Annotated in this window: 20 protein-coding genes; 8 read left to right on the top strand and 12 right to left on the bottom strand. The window is 34.7% G+C overall.

Annotated elements, in window-relative coordinates:
• Positions 1–56 precede the first annotated feature (56 nt).
• Complete coding sequence (locus tag EXIGUO8A_RS12385; protein WP_159303363.1) at positions 57–1103, bottom strand: quinone-dependent dihydroorotate dehydrogenase; 1047 nt, start codon at positions 1101–1103, stop codon at positions 57–59.
• Between the two features lie 61 nt (positions 1104–1164).
• On the bottom strand, positions 1165–1611 hold the full coding sequence (locus EXIGUO8A_RS12380; RefSeq protein WP_159303362.1) for a hypothetical protein: 447 nt from the start codon (positions 1609–1611) through the stop codon (positions 1165–1167).
• 71 nt (positions 1612–1682) lie between these two features.
• Between EXIGUO8A_RS12380 and pepT the strand changes: the two genes are divergently transcribed.
• Together pepT and EXIGUO8A_RS12370 are read left to right on the top strand one after the other, a co-directional pair.
• Complete coding sequence (pepT, locus tag EXIGUO8A_RS12375; protein ID WP_159303361.1) at positions 1683–2906, top strand: peptidase T; 1224 nt, start codon at positions 1683–1685, stop codon at positions 2904–2906.
• Positions 2907–2910: 4 nt separating this feature from the next.
• Positions 2911–3510: a YdeI/OmpD-associated family protein gene (locus tag EXIGUO8A_RS12370; protein ID WP_159303360.1), complete on the top strand. Its 600-nt coding sequence runs from the start codon at positions 2911–2913 to the stop codon at positions 3508–3510.
• Positions 3511–3515: 5 nt separating this feature from the next.
• Here the strand turns inward: EXIGUO8A_RS12370 and EXIGUO8A_RS12365 are convergent, their stop codons facing one another.
• The 4 genes from EXIGUO8A_RS12365 to nusB all read right to left on the bottom strand — a co-directional run bounded on the left by EXIGUO8A_RS12365 (position 3516) and on the right by nusB (position 6700).
• A complete protein-coding gene (locus tag EXIGUO8A_RS12365; RefSeq protein WP_159303359.1) occupies positions 3516–4865 on the bottom strand; it encodes a Gfo/Idh/MocA family protein in 1350 nt (449 codons plus the stop codon).
• Positions 4866–4958: 93 nt separating this feature from the next.
• A complete protein-coding gene (gene yajC / locus EXIGUO8A_RS12360) occupies positions 4959–5246 on the bottom strand; it encodes a preprotein translocase subunit YajC (RefSeq protein ID WP_058103555.1) in 288 nt (95 codons plus the stop codon).
• A 24-nt stretch (positions 5247–5270) separates the two neighbouring features.
• Positions 5271–5741 (bottom strand): DUF1573 domain-containing protein, encoded by a 471-nt coding sequence (locus EXIGUO8A_RS12355; RefSeq protein WP_116770739.1) that lies wholly within the window; start codon positions 5739–5741, stop codon positions 5271–5273.
• A 44-nt stretch (positions 5742–5785) separates the two neighbouring features.
• Positions 5786–6700 (bottom strand): transcription antitermination factor NusB, encoded by a 915-nt coding sequence (gene nusB, locus EXIGUO8A_RS12350; protein WP_236564479.1) that lies wholly within the window; start codon positions 6698–6700, stop codon positions 5786–5788.
• Positions 6701–6901: 201 nt separating this feature from the next.
• Here nusB and EXIGUO8A_RS12345 point away from each other — a divergent pair, with 201 nt between their 5' ends.
• Both EXIGUO8A_RS12345 and EXIGUO8A_RS12340 read left to right on the top strand, forming a co-directional pair.
• On the top strand, positions 6902–8653 hold the full coding sequence (locus tag EXIGUO8A_RS12345) for an ABC transporter ATP-binding protein (RefSeq protein ID WP_116770737.1): 1752 nt from the start codon (positions 6902–6904) through the stop codon (positions 8651–8653).
• Between the two features lie 65 nt (positions 8654–8718).
• Positions 8719–9096 (top strand): PUR family DNA/RNA-binding protein, encoded by a 378-nt coding sequence (locus tag EXIGUO8A_RS12340; RefSeq protein ID WP_116770736.1) that lies wholly within the window; start codon positions 8719–8721, stop codon positions 9094–9096.
• A gap of 74 nt (positions 9097–9170) precedes the next feature.
• Here the strand turns inward: EXIGUO8A_RS12340 and EXIGUO8A_RS12335 are convergent, their stop codons facing one another.
• From EXIGUO8A_RS12335 to EXIGUO8A_RS12320, 4 genes are read right to left on the bottom strand one after another with little or no spacing between them, the layout of a single operon-like run.
• Positions 9171–10220, bottom strand: a complete 1050-nt coding sequence (locus EXIGUO8A_RS12335; RefSeq protein ID WP_159303357.1) for a lysophospholipid acyltransferase family protein — start codon at positions 10218–10220, stop codon at positions 9171–9173.
• Positions 10217–11137, bottom strand: coding sequence for a bile acid:sodium symporter family protein (locus tag EXIGUO8A_RS12330; protein WP_159303356.1), 921 nt, complete (start codon positions 11135–11137; stop codon positions 10217–10219). The genes EXIGUO8A_RS12335 and EXIGUO8A_RS12330 overlap by 4 nt, the downstream gene beginning before the upstream one ends.
• 4 nt (positions 11138–11141) lie before the next feature.
• A complete protein-coding gene (locus EXIGUO8A_RS12325; RefSeq protein ID WP_159303355.1) occupies positions 11142–11480 on the bottom strand; it encodes a tRNA-binding protein in 339 nt (112 codons plus the stop codon).
• Positions 11480–11782: a phosphoribosylpyrophosphate synthetase gene (locus tag EXIGUO8A_RS12320; protein WP_116770732.1), complete on the bottom strand. Its 303-nt coding sequence runs from the start codon at positions 11780–11782 to the stop codon at positions 11480–11482. Before EXIGUO8A_RS12320 ends, EXIGUO8A_RS12325 begins: the two co-directional genes overlap by 1 nt.
• 89 nt (positions 11783–11871) lie before the next feature.
• Between EXIGUO8A_RS12320 and EXIGUO8A_RS12315 the strand changes: the two genes are divergently transcribed.
• Positions 11872–12435, top strand: coding sequence for a thioredoxin family protein (locus EXIGUO8A_RS12315; protein WP_159303354.1), 564 nt, complete (start codon positions 11872–11874; stop codon positions 12433–12435).
• 21 nt (positions 12436–12456) lie between these two features.
• Positions 12457–12984, top strand: coding sequence for a GNAT family N-acetyltransferase (locus EXIGUO8A_RS12310; protein ID WP_159303353.1), 528 nt, complete (start codon positions 12457–12459; stop codon positions 12982–12984).
• Positions 12985–12988: 4 nt separating this feature from the next.
• Here EXIGUO8A_RS12310 and EXIGUO8A_RS12305 read toward each other — a convergent pair whose 3' ends face one another.
• Complete coding sequence (locus EXIGUO8A_RS12305) at positions 12989–13525, bottom strand: YfiT family bacillithiol transferase (protein WP_116770729.1); 537 nt, start codon at positions 13523–13525, stop codon at positions 12989–12991.
• A gap of 110 nt (positions 13526–13635) precedes the next feature.
• Between EXIGUO8A_RS12305 and EXIGUO8A_RS12300 the strand changes: the two genes are divergently transcribed.
• Together EXIGUO8A_RS12300 and EXIGUO8A_RS12295 are read left to right on the top strand one after the other, a co-directional pair.
• Positions 13636–14274: a peroxiredoxin gene (locus EXIGUO8A_RS12300; protein WP_159303352.1), complete on the top strand. Its 639-nt coding sequence runs from the start codon at positions 13636–13638 to the stop codon at positions 14272–14274.
• A 129-nt stretch (positions 14275–14403) separates the two neighbouring features.
• Positions 14404–14598 (top strand): cold-shock protein, encoded by a 195-nt coding sequence (locus tag EXIGUO8A_RS12295; RefSeq protein WP_027064347.1) that lies wholly within the window; start codon positions 14404–14406, stop codon positions 14596–14598.
• A 323-nt stretch (positions 14599–14921) separates the two neighbouring features.
• Here the strand turns inward: EXIGUO8A_RS12295 and EXIGUO8A_RS12290 are convergent, their stop codons facing one another.
• Complete coding sequence (locus tag EXIGUO8A_RS12290; protein WP_116770727.1) at positions 14922–15854, bottom strand: peptidylprolyl isomerase; 933 nt, start codon at positions 15852–15854, stop codon at positions 14922–14924.
• Positions 15855–15910 lie beyond the last annotated feature (56 nt).

The raw sequence follows: 15910 nt of genomic DNA, 5'->3' as shown, positions 1-15910 counted from the left end.
CCAAAACAAAAGCCCTTGTATCGAGATACAAGGGCTTTTGTTTTTTACAATTTATTTTAAGCTCTGATCGCTTTTTCTAAAAGGGCATTATTTATTTCTTTTACCAAGGCAGGGCCCTCATATACAAAACCTGTCCATAATTGAATTAAGTCTGCCCCAGCTTCTAATTTTTCCAATGCATCTTCCGCAGAATGTATACCACCAACACCTATAATAGGAAATGCCTTGTTACTTTTTTCCGCTAGAAAGCGAATAACTTCTGTACTTCTATCTTTTAAAGGAGCACCACTTAAACCTCCAGCTTCTTCGGTTATTAAGGCATGCGACTTTAAATTATCCCTAGATATAGTAGTGTTGGTTGCAATTACACCATCAATTGAAGTATCGCTAACAATATCAATGATATCTAGCAATTGACTATCAGTTAGGTCTGGTGCTATTTTTAATAAAATTGGCTTACGAACAGTATCTTTACGCTGGCTGTGTTTCGCATTTTCCAATTGTAGCTCATTTAGTAATGCCGTTAAAGGCTCTTTATCCTGTAATTCTCGCAAACCTGGTGTATTGGGCGAACTTACATTTACAACAAAATAATCAACATGATCAAACAAGGCATCAAAACAAATAAGATAGTCTTTAATAGCTTCATTATTCGGAGTTACTTTGTTCTTACCAATGTTGCCGCCGATCAAAACTTTATGGTTCTTTTTTAAATTTTCTACCGCCTCAAAAACTCCGTGATTATTGAAGCCCATTCGGTTAATGATTGCCTTATCTTCCTTTAAACGGAAAAGTCTTTTCTTTGGATTACCATCTTGGGGTTTAGGTGTAAGCGTTCCAATTTCTACAAAACCGAACCCGAAATCGGACAACTCATTATATAAAACGGCATTCTTATCAAAACCAGCAGCCAAACCAACCGGATTCTTAAATTTTAAACCAAAAAGTTCACGCTCCAATCGCTTATCTTCTACAGCAAACATTGATTTAATAAGACCTGAAAGTCCTATTTTAGAAAAAAACTTGATACTTGAAAAACTGAGGTAATGAACTTTTTCTGGGTCTAACAGAAACAAAATAGGTCTGATAATAAGCCTGTACATGTATATATTTTAGAAGCTGCAAAAATACAAACTGTAAATGAGAATGTTAAGCATAAGGTTATCAGTTTTTGTCAACAATACTATCTGTATATACAGTTGGCACAATAATATATGGAGACCTATAAGCTTCTTTGCATAAAGACTGATATAATTCATATTGCTTAGGGTTGAACAATGTGAGCATTCGTTTATCTATCATAGTCTGTACCTTGCCCATACTATCCATTACGTTTTTATATTTTTCCGCTAGCTGTCGTAGTTCTGTTTCATTACCCTGCGGATGTCTCTCTTTTACATTTCGCAGTTCATTATTCAAAACATCGTTTCTATATTTCAGCTCTGCACTAAAACTTGTTAGTTTCTCTTTTTGCATTTCATTTAACTGAAATATTTCAGAAATAATAGAATCGTTGGTTATACCTACCCCTAAAACACAATCTGCCTGCGAATTAACCCTAACACTCACCAAAATAAATGCCGACCAAATTAGAAATTTATATTTTTTCATGCTACACTAATAGATTCATACGTTTACCAATTTACAATTTATAAGCTTATTTTTGATAAAAGCCTAATACGATGCAGCATATTATTGACCGTTTTATCAGCTATGTTACGATAGACACGCAAAGCGATGCCTCTTCCGACACTTCACCCAGTACAGAAAAACAATGGAATTTAGCCAACAAATTAGTAGCTGAGTTAAAAGCTATTGGCATGACCGATGTTACCATCGATAACAATGCATACATTATGGCAACTTTGCCTTCAAATGTAACTCACGATGTACCTACCATTGGGTTTATTTCGCACTTTGATACATCACCAGATTTCTCAGGCACAAACGTAAAACCACAGATTATTGAAAATTATGATGGTAAGGATATAGTGCTTAATAAAGAAAAAGACATTATTCTTTCTTCATCGTATTTTGATGACCTTTTACAATACATTGGGCAGACCATTATTACTACCGATGGCACTACCCTTTTAGGTGCAGATGACAAGGCGGGAATTACAGAAATAGTAACTGCAATGGAGTATTTAATCAATAATCCGGAAATAAAACATGGTCCTATAAGAGTTGGATTTACGCCAGATGAGGAAATTGGCAGGGGTGCACATAAATTTGATGTCCAAAAATTTAATGCAGAATGGGCCTATACTATGGATGGTAGCCAAATCGGTGAATTGGAATATGAAAATTTCAATGCTGCAGGAGCCAAAATTACGGTTAAAGGTAGAAGTGTACACCCCGGGTATGCAAAAGGCAAAATGGTCAATGCCGTTTTAATTGCCAATAAGATCGTAAGTGAATTTCCAAAACATGAAATACCAGAAGAAACCGATGGTAGAGATGGTTTTTTTCATGTACACCATATCAATGGGGAAATTGAAAATGCCACAGTGGAGCTTATTATTAGAGATCATGATTTAAAGCGTTTTAACGAACGTAAAGAATTGTTACAGGACATTATTAAAAAATACAATAATGAATACGATAATTGCATTGAACTAGAATTAACCGATCAATATTTTAATATGAAGGAAAAGGTAGAACCTGTTTTTCATATTGTTGAAACGGCAAAAAAAGCTATGGAAGATATTGGCATTGAACCCATAATCAAACCCATTCGTGGTGGTACCGACGGTTCTCAGTTGAGCTATATGGGCTTGCCTTGCCCCAACATTTTTGCTGGCGGGCATAACTTTCATGGAAAATATGAGTACGTACCGGTAGAAAGTATGCAAAAAGCCGTAGAAGTAATTGTTCGAATTTGTGAGCTTACTGCAAACCAATAATACTATGGAAAAGCAAGTAAAATTAGATAATTTCTATAATGAAGATCATCAATTCAAAAGTGGTGTGGCAACTTTAAGAAAACTTGCTTTGGCTTGTGGAATGACAGAAACCTACAAATGGAGTTTCCCTACATATACAGTTGACAATAAAAATATTATTGCCATTTGTAAATTCAAGTCCCATTTTGGAATTTGGTTTTTCAACGGCGTATTTTTAAACGACCCTAAAAAAGTTTTAGAAAATGCACAAGAAGGTAAAACTAAAGCTATGCGACATTGGAAGTTTCACGAAACATCAGACATAGAAGAGCAAACTGTTACAGCCTACATTTTAGAAGCCATAGAAAACCAGAAAAAAGGCTTACAACTTAAAGTTTCAAAAAAGCCAAAAACCAAAATTGTTATGCCTGAGCATTTATCAATTGTCTTGGACAACAATGAAGACATAAAAGTAGCTTTCAATAAATTAACCTATTCCAAGCAAAAAGATTACGCCGACTATATTGCAACTGCCAAACAAGAAAAAACGAAACTATCTCGATTAGAAAAGATAGTTCCGTTAATATTGAAAGGTAAAGGTCTAAATGACATTTATCGTAAATAGTTATTTTATAATGAAGGTAGCTCCCAACCATTATGATAGGCAGCCTTTAAGAATTGATTTGCTTCTTCGTTTTTAAATTTACCCGAAGTTTCATCCCAATAAATTCTGTCACCAGTTTTAAAGGCAACATTACCCATGTGGGAAACCAATGCAGCGTCATATCCTACTTTTATAGGTGCATTCAACATAGAACCATCTCTGCTTTTAACCGCCTCAATAAAATTCTGGGTATGTAGGTCTAGCCCCCTAAAATCACCCTTGCCATGAGAAACCGCCTCTATTTTAGGAATTCCGTCTTTTCCCCAACCTTGAAATTCGGTTTCGGGTATAACTTCCCAACCATTACGATCTACAACCAAAGTTCCATTATTACCAATAAAAGCAATACCATGGTTTCTACCATAATTACCACCATCAATACCAGTAGCGTGCTCCCATAGAATTGAGAATCCGTCATACTCGTAAACAGTTTGTAAGGTATCCGGAGTTTCAGATGCATCATTTGGGTAAGCGAATTTTCCACCCAATGCCATAACCGACTTAGGTGTACCCGCTTTCATACCGTACAAAGCATAATCCATTAGGTGTACGCCCCAATCTGTCATTAATCCGCCTGCATAATCCCAAAACCATCTAAAATCGAAATGGAACCTGTTTTTATTGAAAGCCCTATCTGGAGCCGGACCAAGCCACATTTTATAATCAACCCCTTTAGGAACCGGAGAATCCGCAACTACCGGCACAGGTTTCATCCAACCTTGGTATGCCCAAGCTTTTGCTAAACGTATTTCGCCCAGAGCACCAGAATGTACATATTTAATAGCATCTACAAAGTGTGGCTGACTACGCTGCCATTGTCCAATTTGCACCATTCTATCTCTAGACTCCACAAAATCTAACATGATATTGGCCTCCTGTACAGAATTGGCAATAGGCTTTTCACAGTACACATCTTTACCTGCCTGCAAAGCGTCGGTTAATTGTAGACAATGCCAATGATCAGGTGTGCCTATAATAACTACATCGATATCTTTATTTTCTAACAGCTTTCTATAATCACCATACCATTTAGGCTTTTTTATTCCTGCTTTCTTTAAATCTTCTGTACGTTCACGAAGAACATTCTCATCAACGTCACATAAAGCTATTACGTTGATTTCGCTCATTTTCAAAAATGAACTTAGGTCAGAAAAACCCATTCCCTTACAGCCAATTAGCCCCACATTTATGGTGTCATTGGGACCTACCCTGTTTCGCATCATTGATAATAATTCCATGGGAAACATAAATGAAGCCCCCGTCATGACCAGACCGGCGGTTCCCTTTCTAATAAAATTTCTTCTGTTGTGTAACATGTTGTTGTTTTAAGTGTACTTAAATATACCAACATTTGAACAAAAAAAACACCGATGTTTCCATCGGTGTTTGTATATGAATTTAGAAAAAAATTACTTTTTTTCCGGAGCATTTAATTTGTTGCTCATTTCCATGGATATGGCAGATCTATCGAATTTTAATTTCCCGGCCATTGTTTCCAAAACACAAGAGAAATCTTTATCATTTAAATCTACTACTTTTCCGTGCAGCCCACTTTTGGTAATAACACGATCACCACGTTTTAATTCTGCCGAAAACTTCTTTTCATCCTTCTGTCTTTTCATTTGAGGTCTGATCATAAAAAAATATGCGACCACAAAAATTAAAATCATTGGAAGAAACTGCCCTATATCACCCATCTTTGGTATATCTGTAATTTATAATTATTTAACAGGTCCTAATGGAGCTGCACCTTTTGGGTTAACAAAAGCTTTAATTCTTAAAAGCTCAGAACCTTTTTCCGTATTTGCCGTTACCGTAATGGTCTTTGTTACCTGGTTTTGACCAGAACCGTTAAAGTTTACTTTTAACTCACCAGATTCACCTGGAGCAATAGGATCTTTTGGAGGGTTAGGAACCGTACATCCACAGCTACTTTTAGCATCGGTAATAATTAACGGTGCATTACCTGTATTAGTAAATTTAAAAACGGTTTCTTGTGGAGTACCTTGTTCAATTGTACCAAAATCATGCTCTGCTTTCTCAAAAGACATCACCGGTACTGCTTTAGCTGCCTCATCTCTTACCGCCGCTTCAGCTACATTATCAGATTTAATTTTACTTGAAGCATTGTCTTTGCAAGAAGTAAAAGCTACCATTGATACAAGACCAACAATTAGAACTATTTTTTTCATACTATATTAGATTTATCAATTAAATGTAAAATTATAAAATATTTTTATAATAGACCCCTACCCATTTTGTTAAGCTTTCCTTCAGATTTGTATTCTTTAGTAAGCTTATCAAGAATACCGTTTATAAAAATGCTACTTTTTGGTGTAGAATATTCTTTGGCAATTTCTAAATATTCATTTATGGTCACTCTCTCTGGTATTGAGGGGAAATGTAGCAACTCGCAAATAGCCATTTTTAAAAGTATACTATCTATACCTGCAATACGGTCTTTATCCCAATTTGGGGTTTTACCGTCTATCTCCTTTTCCAAGGCATCATTCTTTAATAATGTTCTGGACAACAACTGCATTGCATAGGTCATATCCTCATCATCTTTTAAAAGACTTGGCAAAAAGTATGATTCTGGATGTACTTGTTTTACCTTCTTTAAATGCTTTAAAATAAAGGTATTCACAATAGGAATATCATCTACCCAAGTTAATTTATCATCCTCGAAGTAATCGTAAATTTTCTCGTTAGGAGCAATGATGCTTTTAAACAAGGTCAATATCAACTCTTTGTCAGCAGCGTAATCACTTTCTGGGGTTGACATGTAGTTGTTGTACACATCACTTTCAATGATATCCTTGTAAATAAGTTTTACATACTCTTCATTTAGGTACCAATTGTCTAACTTTCTATGAGAAATCTCCTCCTCTAGCTTTTTGTTTTCGACAATTTGTAACAACAATCTGTTTTGAACAAATTTCTTCGGATTGGGAAACTCTTCTTTTTTGTCGCTAATGTATTTTTTAGCGGAAAGAGAGATTTGTTCTTCGGCTCTTTTTTGTATTTCTACAAAAAGGCTTAACCATAACAAGTAGAGCGTATAGGTATTCTCTATGCTTACTTTTAAAAACTTCTCTTGTTTTTGTAATGAATCATCTTTAGATTGTATGAGCGCGTAAATGCTCTGCATTACCTTAACTCTAATGTGCCTTCTTGTAAGCATTTTAAAGAACTTTTTTAATAAATTAATATTTAAAGCCGCAAAGGTAAGTATCTATTTAAAGGGTCACAATAGCAATCGTATTTATCTTAGCTTATTTATAACATATGGTTTTAGGGCAAAAAACTATCTTTGACCAAAGAAATCTATAATATTCTTTTTTTCCATTCTATGAAAGAACTTAAACACCTTAACAAATACTTTAAAAAATACTGGTTTAAGCTTTTTCTAGGAATTATCATTACCATTATAGCCAGGCTCTTTCAGCTGATCATGCCATCATATGTAAACAACTCTATTACCGTAGTTGAACAATACATACAAGCAGAAATAGAAAAATCTACCGCACAAGAACTGTTAATGGAGTATATACTCATTATTATAGGTGCTGCAATACTATCGGGCTTTTTCACTTTTTTGATGCGCCAATTGATCATTAATATTTCTAGATATATTGAGTATGACCTTAAAAATGAAATATTCGATCATTACCAAAAACTAAGTCTCAACTTTTATAAAAAGAATAGAACAGGAGATTTAATGAACAGAATTAGTGAAGATGTCAACGAAGTACGTATGTATGCAGGACCAGCAATTATGTACGGCATACAGACTTTAACCCTCTTCGCCTGTTTAATTCCGTTAATGTTTATTAAGGCACCCACTTTAGCGGCTTATACATTATTGCCACTACCATTTTTATCTGTATTAATTTATCAAATAAGTAAAGTAATACACAAGAGAAGTACTATTGTTCAACAATACCTTTCTACCTTATCTACATTTACACAAGAAATATTTTCTGGTGTTTCAGTAATAAAGGCCTATGCACTGGAGCCACAAACCAATAGCGACTTACAAAAGCTTGCCATTGAGGGCAAAGAAAAAAGTGTAAGTCTTGCCAAAGTAAACGCTTGGTTTTTTCCGTTAATGATTCTTTTAATAGGTATCAGTAATATTTTGGTCATATATATAGGTGGCAAGCAGTACTTGGCAGGAGAAATAGAAGTTGGACTTATTGCCGAATTTATTTTATATGTAAATATGCTAACCTGGCCAGTGGCCATAGTAGGTTGGTTAACTTCTATAGTACAAAGGGCAGCTGCAAGTCAAAAGAGAATAAATGAATTCTTGGATCAAGAGTCTGAAATAAAGAATACCGAATCGCACAAACTCAATGTGAAAGGTAAAATTGAATTTAAAAATGTTGATTTCACTTACCAAGACACCAACATCAATGCTATTAAAGACCTGTCCTTTACCATTAATGAAGGCGAAACAACCGCTATTATAGGCAAAACAGGATCAGGCAAATCTACTATACTAGATTTGGTAGCCCGTTTGTACGACACTTCATCGGGAGAAATTTTAATTGATGACGAACCTATTAAAAATGTTGACCTCACAAGCCTACGCGAATCTATAGGTGCCGTACCCCAAGATGCCTTTTTGTTTTCAGATAGTATAAAGAACAATATTAAATTCGGGAAGGAAGATGCTACAGACCAAGAAATTATAGACATTGCCAAAGATGCCGTGGTACATGAAAACATTATGGGTTTCTCTAAAAAATATGATACTATTTTAGGTGAAAGAGGAATCACTTTAAGTGGCGGACAGAAACAAAGAGTTTCTATTGCGAGGGCTTTGATCAAAAAACCACAGATCTATTTATTCGATGATTGCCTCTCTGCCGTTGATACCGAAACCGAAGAAGAAATATTGAACAACCTTAAAAAAGCTTCTCAGAATAGAACTACATTAATTGTAAGTCATAGAGTTTCTTCTGCCAAAAACGCGGATAAAATTCTAGTTTTAGATGACGGTAGACTTATTCAAGAGGGTACGCATGACGAATTAAATACTCAAGAAGGTTACTATAAAGACCTCTACCACAAACAGCTCTCAGAGAAAGAAAGTTAGAAAATTGTTGTCGGATAGCGTTTTTTTTTTCATTTTTGATAGTATAACGACACTAAACATTAGAAATGAGCGAAAGAGATTTATCAGATCAGGAAGAAATTCACTCCAAAGTTTTACGCGCAGGTAGAAGAACGTACTTTTTCGATGTAAGAAGTACAAAGGCTGGCGATTACTATTTGACTATTACAGAAAGTAAGAAATTTACGCATGACGATGGTTCGTTCCATTACAAGAAGCATAAGATTTATTTATACAAAGAAGACTTTGAAGCTTTCAAAGAAAACGTTGAAGAAATGATGGATTTCATCATCAACGAAAAAGGATCGGAAGTGATTTCAGAAAGACATCAAAAAGATTTCAAGAAAGAAGAAATTGTTGAATCAGTGGAAAAGACCACGAGCAGCACTTCTAGTTTTACAGATGTTAGCTTTGAAGATATCTAGCAAAGAACGACAATCAGATTAAAAGCGGCCCTTAGAACTAAGGGCCGCTTTTATTTTTGAATTATTTATAAAAATTATCGCAAACCCTTTTTTAAGAACCATACGTTCAATATTATTAAAATCACCGATACTAATAAAGCTACTTTTGATGAAAGAAAAATGAACAGCACAATAAAAAGTAACAATAGATAAACAGGATATATTAGTAAGGTATAGGCAAATCTAAATGTTCCCATAAACTCATTCTCTGGAACTTTTGGCTTCAAATATTTACGCCACACCATAATAAACGGAAAGTTCAATATTGTAAACATCCATCTTAACCCCTTACGATTATTTATCTCGGTAATTGATTTGAAATCATCAGCTACTTCATCAGCATAAAGTTCAACTTTTTTGTTTACCACTACAGGATTTAGAAAATCTACCTTATCGCTAGTAAGACGATTTATGATGTGTTCATAATTATCTACGGTTGGTATATGTGTCGTTAATTGTTTTAAACTTAAAGAAACCCTATTCTTAATGGTACGGCTGGTCATATTTAAATCACTCGCATTGTACATACTTTTAGCAGATATAGGCTTACCATAAATGATCGCTACTTCGTCTGGAAACTGATCGGCATGCTTATAATTTAAACCTACAGGGATCAACGTTACATCTAAATCTGGATAACGCTCAAAAGTTCTTATCAAAATTCTTGTAAAACCTTTGCTTAACGGTCTTACCCTACGTCTTAAATTATGATTTGCTTCTGGAAACAAGAGCAATGCTTCTCCTCTATTTAGAATATCTGCACACGAATTAAAAATAGCATCGTTGTTAGACAGGGTATCTCTACCATCGCGCATTCTATAAATAGGGAGCATTTGAAAATAGGAAAAAATACGCTTTAATAATTTACCTTTAAATACGTCTGACCGGGTTAAGAAAAATGGTTTTCTATTGCAGTCGGTGGCTATTAGCAACACATCGATCAACGCACTTTGATGATTAGGTAAAAACATTACGGGTTTATCTTTAGGAATATTCTCTAATCCGCTTACCATAATTTTTTTATGGTATCCGTAAAGTCCTGTTTTTATAATCGATTTTACCAATGAATATGTGAATCCGCTCAAGCTATAGTCTCTTTTACAACTGATTTTCTATTCCAAAAAGCAGCTAATATTAATCCAGAAATTATATGCCAAATTCCCCAAAACGCAGCAAGAAGCGCCATACCTCCCAATCCGTCAAAAAATGTGAATATCAATAAAAGTCCAAGACCAGAATTTTGAATACCCGTTTCTATGGTAATAGAGCGCACACTAGTTTCCGTCAATCCAAATAATCTTCCTATACTATATCCTGTAGAAAATGCTATAAGATTATGCACTAAAACAATCCAAAATACATATAAAATATAATCCATAAAAATAACCCTGTTGTTGTATAAGGCAATAAAAACCAAGCAAATAAAGAAAACCAAAGAAAGTATCTTGAGTTTTTTGGCAATTTTCAACGCCAACTCAGGTATTTTATAATTGATAAGCATACCAAGCAAAAGAGGTAATCCCAATAACAAAAAAACCAATTTGAACATTTCTATAGAAGAAATAGAAATTTCATTAATAAGGCTAGAACTTGGAGTGTACAACATAGACCAAAAGTGAAAATTTAGCGGAGTCATAACTATGGCCAGCATGGTTGCCATAGCCGTTAAACTAACAGATAAGGCAGTATTGGCATTAGAAAGATAAGATATGAAATTAGAAATATTACCACCGGGGCATGCCGCAACCATAAACATACCCAGTGCAATACTGGGCAAAGGGTCTATTGCATAAACCAACAAAAAAGTTATGGCAGGTAATGCAATAAATTGACTAACCAGCCCAACTATCAATGCTTTGGGTTTTAACCATAAAGGTTTAAAATCTGAAATGGATATTTCTAACGCCACACCGAACATAACCAAACCCAACACAAGGTTCATTACCCAAAGGGAGCCTGAATCAAAATTAATATGAACATTATCTAAAATACTTTCAGTCAAAAAATCAGGAAATTTTTAATCCGTTAGGTACTTCCATTTGTGGTTGAAGCAATACTACCGAACTATTTTCTACAGCTCCCAATATAAGACATTCGCTCATAAAATTGGCAATTTGCTTTTTTGGAAAGTTGACAACGGCAATTACCTGAAGACCAATTATCTCTTCTTTTTTATATTTCTCGGTGATTTGAGCAGAAGTTTTTTTGACACCAATTTCTGGTCCAAAATCAATATGTAGCTTGTACGAAGGGTTTCTCGCTTCCGTAAAGTCATATACAGCAATGACGGTTCCTGTTCGCATATCTATTTTACCAAAGTCGTCCCAAGAAATTGTGTTGTTCATTATGTTAATCTAAGTTTTTCTATTAAATCTTTGGGTACATTACCAGAATACATTCCATAAGCATCTACCAAAAGTCCTTTTTCACCAGTACTGGTTTCTATAACGTACAAGATAGTATTATCATCTGGGTTACTCATACCCTCAAAACGATAAAATTTCACCACTTCCAATTCTGTAGCTTTATGAATGTTTTTTTTACTCTTATTCTCTATTCCTGCATCGCAAAGATTAAAATCTTCGGTATAACCTTCGGCTTGTAAAGCTTTAATTGCAACGGATAATGATACGTATGACTTTTCCATGATATTTGATTTAAACAATTTATGAATACCGTAAAGTAAATGCAAGCACCATTAATTTGTTAACTTAGTACATTAAAATTTTAGTTGGTATGGCAAGAACAGAAAGTAAAATGTTGGCACTAGGTACGGTAGCGCCAGAATTTAGTTTATTGGATACGGTAAGTGAAAAAACCATGAACCTTCATAGCCTTAATGGCGAGAAAGGTACTGTAATCATGTTCATATGCAATCATTGCCCATTTGTTATTCATGTCAACCCCGAAATCACAAAAATGGCAATTGAATATCAAAAGAAAGGTATTCAGTTTATTGCAATATCAAGTAATGATGTTGAGAAATACCCTGAAGATGCTCCGCATTTTATGAGAATTAAAGCAAAGGCGGAGAATTATACGTTCCCATATTTATATGATGAAGATCAAACAGTTGCAAAAGCTTACAATGCCGCCTGTACACCAGATTTCTTCCTTTTTGACAAGGAATTAAAATTAGTTTACAGAGGTCAACTAGATGATTCAAGACCGGGCAATGGACTACCCTTAGACGGTAAAGATTTAAGAACCGCCATAGAAAATCTCATTGAAGGAAAACAAGTAAATCCTACCCAGAAGCCAAGCATAGGCTGTAACATAAAGTGGAAAACAAACCATTAAGTTTATACTCTTTTATAATCAATGCAGAAAAACATTCAATTTCAAGAACTTACATCCACGCTACATGATGTATACATTGAAATAGGTATAAAATCTTACAATCAGCATTATCGCCACTTATGGCCCAAGGGCAATACCATAACCTATATTCAACATAGTTTTACGAAGAAAATATTAGAAGAAGAGGAAAAAAATCAAAACACCGTTCTTTTCTTAATAAAATTAAATACTGAATATGTTGGTCTTTTAAAAGTCACTTTGCACAAAAGTCTAATGGACTATGATCAAAACGATGCGCTTTATTTAGATAAAATTTATATTCTAAAGGAATATGCGGGCAACGGCATTGGTGGCGCAAGTTTGAAGTTTGTGGAAAGTATAGCCCAAAACCTTTCTAAAAAAGCAATTTTTTTAGAATCTATGCAAAAAGGACCGGCATTGCCGTTTTACCTAGCCAATAATTTTAAAATTGTTGATGAAAGCACAGTACCGTTTAGCAATGTCATTGAAGAAGAAAAGCCGATGTATCTTTTGAAAAGAACTCTATAAAGACCTACCAACCTTCCCTATCCGCTAAGGTTTTAATGTGCGCAAAATGGTGGTTACTATGCCACGCGTATTTTCCTATATTTTCTGCTACAGAAACATTTACATTACCATCTGGATGAATGTAGCTATTTTCTAAATCTTCTGGAGTTAGTCTTTTTAAAAGGTACACCAATTTAGCGTGTAAGGCGGTTAAGTAAGAAAGTGATAAATCAATAGGCGCTGATTTTGCATCGATCAAATTACTCCATTCTTTTTCTTGGTACACTTTGATCAAAGGTCTATTTTCGGTAAGAGCCCATTTAAAGCGTGTGTAGCTATGATGATGACTATCTGCCATATGATGCACTACTTGACGAACCGTCCAGCCACCTTCACGATAAGGAGTGTTCAATTGAGAATCAGAAAAATTTTCCACAAGATCCGATAGGCGCTTTGGTAAGGTTTCCAAAACCTCTATCCAATTAAGTACATTATCGTTGGTAATATTCTCCGGACACTTAAAGTGACCAATTGGGTATTTCAATTTTTCCAGTTCTTCCATTGAATAAAAGTAAAAAAATTTAATAGACTTTTAACCCTAAAACTTTAGCCATAGCCTTTTAATCTACTAATTTTATAGGATAAAATTAAAACATCTAAATATATAGCATTATGGCAACAATACGCTTAGGAGACAAAGCTCCTGATTTTACTGCAGATAGTTCAATGGGAACAATTAATTTATATGATTATCTTGGGGATAGCTGGGGAATATTATTTTCTCACCCAGCAGATTTCACCCCTGTTTGTACCACAGAACTTGGAACTGCTGCCAATTTTAAGGATGAATTTGACAAAAGAAACGTAAAAATGATCGCGCTTAGCGTTGATGGTGCCGCATCTCACGCAGAATGGATTAAAGACATCAATGAAGTACAGAATACTGTGGTCAATTTTCCGATAATTGCCGATGAAGACAAAAAAGTTTCCGATTTGTATGATATGATTCATCCAAATGCAGATAACAACCTAACTGTTCGCTCTGTATTTATCATAGCACCTGATAAAACGGTTAAGTTAACTTTGACTTACCCTGCATCAACGGGAAGAAATTTTTACGAACTGTTGAGAGTAATAGATTCCTTACAACTTACGGCATATCATAAAGTTGCAACACCTGCAAATTGGGAACAAGGCAAGGAAGTAGTCGTTAGTCCGGCTATATCAACTGCAGATGCAAAAGACATGTTTTCTAAGGGGGTAACAGAGGTAAAACCTTATTTAAGAATGACTCCAGACCCTACTGCATAGTCATAAAAAACAGTTCATTCTCAATACATTAGACGTTGATTATTAACCTTAAGATAACCTATAAGAATTTAAGTAGTTAAACAAAAAAAAACTATCTTCGCACTTTAATTAATATTTAATTTTTCTATTATGAGTAAAGGAACAGTAAAATTCTTCAATGATTCCAAAGGTTACGGATTTATCACTGAAGATGGTTCAAACGAAGATCATTTTGTACACATTTCTGGCTTAATCGATGAAGTTCGAGAAGGTGATGTTGTGGAATTTGAACTACAACAAGGTAAAAAAGGATTAAACGCCGTTAATGTGAAAGTAATTGACTAGGTAAAGATTTAACTTTTTTATAGTATGAAACCCGAACTAATTAGTTCGGGTTTTTTTATGCCTTATTTTTTTTTAAATTTTGTTCAACTTTTACGCAACCTTTTACATAAATACATATCTATTGAATAAACAAAATAGGTTCCCCAACCTAATACCTGTATTTATGACCACATTTTTGACCGTATTTTTAGTGTTAATGCTAATCAACATCATTTTACTTTTAGGTAGTTTCGTTACTCGAAAAAAGTAAAATCTATTACACAAAAAAACACCCATAATATAAAATTATAGGTGTTGGATTATTTTATATGAACGTAAGGTTCTTACCCTACTTTCATTAGCTCTACATCAAATATCAATGTAGCATTTGGTGGTATAACACCGCCAGCACCAGCAGAACCATATGCAAGGTCTGATGGGATAACAAAGCGTGCCTTATCACCTACTTGCAATAAAGAGATACCTTCGTCCCACCCGGGTATTACTTGACCAATTCCTAATTGAAAATCAATTGGAGAATTACGCTTGTATGAAGAATCAAAAACTTGGCCGTTTAGAAGGGAACCTTCATAATGAACAGAAACTTTTTGTCCTTTTTCTGCCTTGGCACCATCTCCTTTTTGAATCATTTTATAACGAAGTCCAGATGCGGTAGATTCAAAACCAGCGGCAACCTTTTCCAATTCAGCTTCTTGTTTAGCTTTTTCTTCTGCTAATCTAGCTTCACCAGACGCATTGAAATCTTCAAATGCCTTTAAAGCATCCCATTTTTCTGCAGCTTCACCAACTCTAACAATTTCTAAAGACTCAATAACATCGTTTTGAGCTATTGCATCCACTACTTCTTGACCAGCCTCTACATGACCAAAAACAGTATGCTTGTTATCTAACCAAGGTGTTGGTACATGAGTAATAAAAAATTGACTTCCGTTAGTACCAGGACCCGCATTTGCCATAGAAAGAACACCTGGAGTATCATGCTTTAACTCTGGATGAAATTCATCGTCAAACTTATAGCCTGCATCACCAGTACCGGTACCTTGAGGACAACCTCCTTGAACCATAAAATCTGGAATAACCCTATGAAATTTTAAACCGTTATAATACGGCTCACCTTTAGCTTTGGCACTATTTTCTTTATCACCTTCTGCCAAAGCAACAAAATTACCTACTGTACCAGGTGTTTTATCATGAGTTAATTTAACTAGTATTTCGCCTTTACTTGTATTGAACTTGGCGTAAATTCCTTCTTCCATTATTGTATTTTTTAGTAAGCCGCAAAGGTAAAGAAATTTAACGGTTTGTACATTTC

This window comes from Maribacter litoralis (assembly GCF_902506355.1).
Taxonomy (GTDB): domain Bacteria; phylum Bacteroidota; class Bacteroidia; order Flavobacteriales; family Flavobacteriaceae; genus Maribacter; species Maribacter litoralis.
Note: the sequence above shows the minus strand (reverse complement) of the source record. Positions and strands in the feature narration are given on the sequence as shown.